Origin of the sequence: Mesobacillus campisalis, from assembly GCF_000986785.1 — a bacterium.
GTDB lineage: Bacteria > Bacillota > Bacilli > Bacillales > Cytobacillaceae > Mesobacillus_B > Mesobacillus_B campisalis.
On the sequence record NZ_LAYY01000052.1, the window covers coordinates 1 to 6,838 of the forward strand.

Here is a 6,838-nt window from a genome sequence, read left to right on the forward strand (position 1 = left end):
GGTCTTGGCGCAAAAAGTTTTCCCGATGGTGGAGAAATTGCGTTAACGCAGGGTCTTGGCGCAAAAAGTCTTCCCGAGGTTGGAGAAATTGCGTTAACGCAGGATCTTGGCGCAAAAAGTTTTTCCGGGACCGGAGAAATTGCGTTAATAAGAGGTCTTGGCGCAAAAAGTCTTCCCGAGTCCAGAGAAAATTACGCCAATACGGGGGCTTGGCGCAAAAATGCTTCCCAAAGCAAGTAAAATTACGCCAATGCATCGTCTCGGCTTAAAAATAAAAGACGAGGGATTCCCTCGCCTTTTATAAACTCCGTTTTATGCAACAGGACCGCCTTTTTCCTCTATTTCAGCTGCAAGGCCTGTGAATTTTTGAAAGTTTTCGCGGAATTGGGCCGCGAGTTCCTGGGCTTTTTTACGGTAAGCTTCTGCATCTGGCCAGGTTTTAACTGGCTGGAGCACCTCATCAGGCACACCAGGCACATGGAGAGGAATATCAAGGCCGAAAATTTCGTCCTTCACCGTTTCGACTGCGTTTAATTCACCCTCAAGTGCTGCCTGGACCATTGCCCTGGTATAGGCCAGCTTCATGCGGCTGCCGACACCGTACTCCCCGCCTGTCCAGCCGGTATTGACCAGATAGACGCGTGCGCCGTATTCATCGATCTTTTCACCTAGCATTTCGGCATACCTTGTAGCCGGAAGCGGCAGGAATGGAGAGCCGAAGCAAGTGGAGAAAGTCGCCTGCGGGGAAGTGATCCCTCTTTCCGTTCCTGCCAGCTTGGAAGTATAACCGCTCAGGAAATGGTACATGGCTTGTTCCTTTGTCAGTTTCGCAATCGGGGGAAGTACCCCAAAAGCATCCGCCGTTAAAAAGATAATCGCATTTGGGTGACCCGCAACACTTGGCTCAACAATATTTTCAATTGCCTGAATCGGATAGGCTGCCCTCGTATTCTCGGTCAGGCTGCTGTCATCATAATCCGGTTCCCGGCTGTTCTGGTCAAGGACAACATTCTCAAGCACAGACCCGAAGCGGATGGCATCGAAGATTTGCGGTTCTTTTTCTTTAGAAAGGTTGATGCATTTTGCATAGCAGCCGCCCTCAATATTAAAGACCCCATTCGCCGACCATCCATGCTCATCATCCCCAATCAGGCGCCTGTTGTTGTCAGCTGACAGGGTCGTCTTTCCCGTTCCGGATAAACCGAAGAACAGGGCGACGTCACCTTCACGCCCGACGTTCGCTGAGCAGTGCATGGACAGGATACTGCTTTCAGGGAGCAGGTAATTCATCACCGAGAAAATGGATTTTTTCATTTCTCCGGCATACTCAGTGCCGCCAATAAGGACGACCCGTTTCTCGAAGGATACGATGATGAAAGTTTCGGACGCAGTGCCGTCGACTTCGGGATTCGCCTTGAATCCGGGAGCGGAAATCACCGTGAATCCAGCTTCGTGACCGGCAAGTTCCTCCTCGTCTGGCCGGATGAACAGCTGATGGGCAAAGAGATTGTGCCAGGCATACTCATTGATTACCTGAATGGGCAGGCGGTACTTTCTATCAGCCCCTGCAAATCCCTTAAAAACAAAGACTTCGGACCTTTCCTTCAGATACTGGAGGACCTTTGAATACAGGCTGGCAAAGACCTCCTCGGAAATGGGCTTATTTACCCGGCCCCAATCAATCTTGCCGGCGACGGAAGGTTCGTTGACGATAAACTTATCCTCGGGAGAACGTCCCGTGTACTTTCCTGTCAAGGCACAGACGGCTCCAGTGGCGGAGAGGGTGCCTTCCTTGCGGGCCAGAACCTTTTCAACTAACTGGGGGACAGACAGCTGGATCTTGATATTGTCCCCTTCGAGCAATTGAGTGACTTCGTTTTCGATGCTTACATAGGTCATCTGATGAATACCTTCCTTTTTATATGGTTTAAATGAAGTTGAAAGCATTTCCATCTCACAAATAGTATAACACATTAATATGATTAATCTATACTAATTGCGATAAAAAAACTGCATTTTTAGAATAGTTTTTTGCTCAAAACGACCTTCGCCTAATTTGGGGTGTTTTTAATAGGGCAAATGCCTGCTGGATTAAAAAAATATTGTTGACTTCTTTTTGGAGGTTGGGTAAGATTGTGATTTGAACGGATACTCTCTTATCCCGAGCTGGTGGAGGGACAGGCCCAATGAAACCCAGCAACCTGCTGTAGAAGAAATACCTGTGAAAGGTGAATTCTCCTTAAGCGAAGGTGCTAACCTGAAGCAAGGAAACAGTCCTTGAACGATAAGAGCGAAAGGCGCTTGTGTGCATGAACCTTTCCTCGGCAAGCAGGGAAGGTTTTTTATTTTGCGTTATTTTTCTCATAAAATCTCAGTGTTTATTTCATACTACATAGGGAATGAGTACCGTATCAATCCGGAGTTCAACTTGAACTCGCGTTATAGTTTATATAGCCAAGAGGAGGAAATCAGATGTCAACAAGACGCCGTTTGTTTACTTCTGAATCAGTCACTGAGGGTCATCCTGACAAGATTTGCGACCAGATCTCAGACGCGATTCTGGATGCGATCCTGTCCAAGGATGCCAATGCCCGCGTTGCAGCAGAAACTTCTGTTACAACAGGATTGGTGCTGGTAGCAGGAGAAATCACCACTTCTACTTATGTGGACATTCCAAAAATTGTACGTGAAACCGTGAAAGAAATTGGCTATACACGTGCCAAGTACGGATTTGACTCGGAAACATGCGCGGTACTGACTTCCATTGACGAGCAGTCTGCCGATATCGCCATGGGTGTCGATCAGGCTCTTGAAGCCCGTGAAGGCCAAATGACCGATGAAGAAATTGAAGCAATTGGAGCAGGAGACCAAGGTTTAATGTTCGGCTTCGCCTGCAACGAAACGAAAGAGCTTATGCCTTTGCCAATTTCATTGGCGCACAAGCTTTCCCGCCGCCTGACAGAAGTCCGTAAAGAGGAAATCCTTCCTTACCTTCGCCCGGATGGGAAAACACAGGTTACTGTGGAATATGACGAAAATGACAAGCCGGTCAGAATTGATACGATTGTCATTTCCACTCAGCATCATCCTGAAGTAACGCTTGAGCAGATTCAGCGCAATCTTAAGGAGCATGTGATCAATCCGGTCGTTCCTCAAGAATTGATCGATGAAAATACAAAATACTTTATCAATCCGACAGGCCGTTTCGTAATTGGCGGACCTCAGGGAGATGCCGGTTTGACAGGACGCAAGATCATTGTTGATACTTACGGCGGCTATGCACGCCATGGCGGCGGCGCATTCTCCGGTAAGGATCCTACAAAAGTGGACCGTTCCGCGGCCTATGCTGCCCGCTATGTAGCCAAGAATATTGTAGCTGCAGGACTGGCGGATAAAGTGGAAGTCCAGCTGGCTTATGCCATCGGTGTGGCCAAGCCTGTATCCATCTCTGTTGATACGTTCGGAACAGGAAAAGTGAGCGAAGAGGTTTTAATTGACCTGGTATCCAGCAATTTCGACCTTCGCCCTGCCGGCATCATCAACATGCTTAACCTGCGCAAGCCGATTTATAAGCAGACAGCTGCATACGGCCACTTCGGCCGCACTGATGTCGACCTCCCTTGGGAGCGCACAGACAAGGCAGATGCATTACGCCAGCAAGCTGGGGTATAAAGCGTAAGCGCCTTGCTCAGCCCCGACCAGCATAAGACGCTCCAGAATAGAAGGCGTTCTTTGCCTTCAATTCTGGAGTGGCTTATGACTCGAGGGGCTAGGCGCTGGAGCTGGACAGTTATCTAAGTGCCCAAAAATCTTACAAAAAGCAGGGAGTTGCATTTAAAAATGTAACTCCCGTTTTTGTTTTTCGTCCTATCATTATGGGTAATTGGTTTGACCCGCCGCCAAAGCGTGTAAACTTTAATAGCTTCCTTTATTTTCATCGTGAAAAATTTCTCCTTCCTTCATGTCATTTAAAAGCAATTAATGGTAGTATAGAGAGTATGCTTTTTGCATTCACAATTTTTAAATGGAGTAGGTGACGTACATAATGTGTGGTTTTATCGGTTGTGTACATGATAATGCACAGGAATACAGCAGCACGCAAAAAGAGCTGTTTAAGAATATGAATGATATCATTACCCACAGGGGCCCGGATGATGACGGGTATTTCTATGACGAGCATATCCAATTCGGCTTCAGGCGCCTGAGTATCATTGACATTGAATGCGGCGCCCAGCCTTTGACCTATGAAAACGAACGTTATTGGATTATTTTTAACGGGGAAATTTACAATTATGTTGAACTTCGCGAGGAATTGCTGAAAGAGGGACTTGAATTTGCAACCCATTCCGACACCGAGGTCATCATTGCGTTATACAGCCATCTTAAGGAAAAAGCAGTTGAAAAGCTTCGCGGCATGTTTGCGTTTGTGATTTGGGACAAAGAGGAACAAACCCTTTATGGCGCAAGAGACATGTTTGGAATCAAGCCGTTTTTCTATTTTGCTGATGGAGACCGGACATTCTTTGGGTCCGAGAAGAAAAGCATCCTGCTTGCTCTGGAGAACGATGTCCTGGACTATGAGTCGCTTCAGTATTACCTGACCTATCAATATGTTCCTGAACCGAACACAATGTCAAAGGGAATCCAAAAGCTTGAACCTGGCCATTATTTTACCAAGAAAATTGGCGGCCAGATGGAAATCAAGCGCTACTGGAAAGCCCATTTCCAGCCAGTTCAGAAATCGGAAGATCATTATATTAAGGAAATCAGGGACGTACTGTTTGACTCTGTGAAAATCCATATGCGCAGTGATGTGCCAGTTGGTTCTTTCCTTTCCGGCGGGATCGATTCATCCATTATCGCCTCGATTGCCAAGGAGTTCCACCCGGCGATCAAGACGTTCTCGGTAGGGTTTGAACGCAATGGTTTCAGCGAAATTGATGTTGCGAAAGAAACAGCTGACAAACTTGGCGTTGAAAACATCAGCTATGTCATAACCCCTGAGGAATATATGGCAGAACTGCCTAAAATCATGTGGCATATGGACGATCCGCTTGCCGACCCGGCAGCCATACCGCTTTATTTTGTGGCCCGTGAAGCCCGGAAGCATGTAACGGTTGTCCTTTCCGGCGAAGGTGCTGACGAGTTGTTTGGCGGCTACAATATTTATCGTGAGCCTCAGGATTTGGAAATCTTCAATAAGATTCCAGCTCCTGGCAAATCGCTCCTTAAAGGTATTGCCAAAATCATGCCGGATGGGATGAAAGGCAAGAGCTTCATCGAGCGCGGAGTCACTCCGATGGAAGAACGCTATATCGGCAATGCCAAAATGTTCACCGAAGAGGAAAAACGCGAGTTGCTGAATGTGTATCAGGAAGGACTGGACTATACCGATATCACCAAGCCGCTTTACCAGGAAAGCAGGGGCTATGACCCGGTAGACCGGATGCAGTATATTGACATTCATACATGGATGCGAGGCGATATCCTGCTTAAGGCGGACAAGATGACGATGGCCCATTCGCTTGAACTTCGCGTACCTTTCCTTGACAAAGCAGTCTTTGAGACGGCTTCCAAAATTCCAACAAGCCTGAAGACGGCGAACGGGACAACGAAGTACATCCTGCGGAAGGCTGCGGAAGGCGTAGTGCCTGCCCATGTTCTTGACCGCAAGAAGCTGGGCTTCCCTGTGCCGATCCGCCACTGGCTGAAGGATGAGATGAATGAGTGGGCAAAGAATATGATTAAGGAAAGCGACACAGGCCATCTTATTAATAAAGCATACCTGTTGAAACTCCTTGATGACCATTGCCAGAATAAGGCCGACAACAGCCGTAAAATCTGGACTGTATTGATGTTCATGCTCTGGCACGATGTGTACGTAGAGAAAAAGTATTCGTTCCAGAAAGAATATGAAAAGCAGAAATCCCTGCAAGCATGATAAACAAAACGCCCATGTCTCCATGAACTATGCCCTATAAAGTGGACGGTTTAAAAAAGCACCTGTAAGAATTTTATGCAGCTAACAGATGACTCCGGTACTGTGCCGGGGTCATCTTATTTAGAGTCCATTGATAACGCTCGTTATTGTATTCCTCAATGTAACCTCCAATGATTCTTTTAAGCTCATTGAATGTTTGGCACTCCGCATAGTCAACTTCATCCTTAAAATGCCCAAAGAAGGATTCCATTGGAGCATTATCCCAACAATTTCCCTTACGGGACATAGACTGGATAAGCTTCATTTTCTTAACCCTTTTCTGAAATTCAGGGTGCGTGTAATGAAATCCCTGATCGGAATGGAGGATGGCACCAGGATGGACCATTCCCTTAAAAGATTGACCTAGTTTCTTCAGTGTATGATAAACAATGTCCATCTTAAGATTGGTGGACAGGTGATAAGCGACGATTTCCCTTGTGGATACGTCTTTGACACATGAAAGGTAAGCCGGACGCCCGGATCCGTAGTAAACATAGGTGATGTCTGTAAGGTATACTTTGCCGGGTACATCCTGTCCGAACTCTCTATTGAGTATGTTTGGAAGAGCCTTGTGTTCCTGATTGGCCTTTGCCATTTTCCTATAGGGATTCATCTGCCTGATTTTCGTTACGAGGTTGAATTTCCTCATAATCCGGCGGATCTTCTTATGATTCATTATTACATTTTTATCGTTCTCTAGAATCATCTTAATTACAAGGGTTCCGGCTCTCCCTTTCTTATAATCAAAGATTTCCTTGATTAACTCATAATCCTTCCAATCATTTTCTAGCCTCTCAGCCCTCTTGTGGTCAGCCTTAATCCAGGTGTAATAACCACTTCTACTTACACCAGCCATCT

At 46.6% G+C, this 6,838-nt stretch carries 5 protein-coding genes and 1 riboswitch; of the genes, 3 read left to right on the forward strand and 2 right to left on the reverse strand.

What is annotated here, in order from left to right:
- A partial coding sequence (locus WQ57_RS26915) for a hypothetical protein (protein ID WP_046525887.1) occupies positions 1–240 on the forward strand: 240 nt, incomplete at its 5' end.
- 72 nt (positions 241–312) lie between these two features.
- On the opposite strand, the gene pckA is transcribed toward WQ57_RS26915, so the two are convergent.
- A complete protein-coding gene (pckA, locus tag WQ57_RS22105) occupies positions 313–1,899 on the reverse strand; it encodes a phosphoenolpyruvate carboxykinase (ATP) (RefSeq protein ID WP_046525888.1) in 1,587 nt (528 codons plus the stop codon).
- Between the two features lie 254 nt (positions 1,900–2,153).
- Positions 2,154–2,291: riboswitch (SAM riboswitch) on the forward strand.
- A gap of 181 nt (positions 2,292–2,472) precedes the next feature.
- Between pckA and metK the strand changes: the two genes are divergently transcribed.
- Entirely contained in the window at positions 2,473–3,672 is a 1,200-nt protein-coding gene (gene metK / locus WQ57_RS22110) for a methionine adenosyltransferase (protein ID WP_046525889.1), read from the forward strand.
- 373 nt (positions 3,673–4,045) lie between these two features.
- Complete coding sequence (asnB, locus tag WQ57_RS22115; RefSeq protein ID WP_046525890.1) at positions 4,046–5,941, forward strand: asparagine synthase (glutamine-hydrolyzing); 1,896 nt, start codon at positions 4,046–4,048, stop codon at positions 5,939–5,941.
- Positions 5,942–6,014: 73 nt separating this feature from the next.
- Here asnB and WQ57_RS22120 read toward each other — a convergent pair.
- The coding region (locus WQ57_RS22120) for an IS3 family transposase (RefSeq protein ID WP_046525790.1) at positions 6,015–6,838 on the reverse strand (824 nt) is incomplete at its 5' end.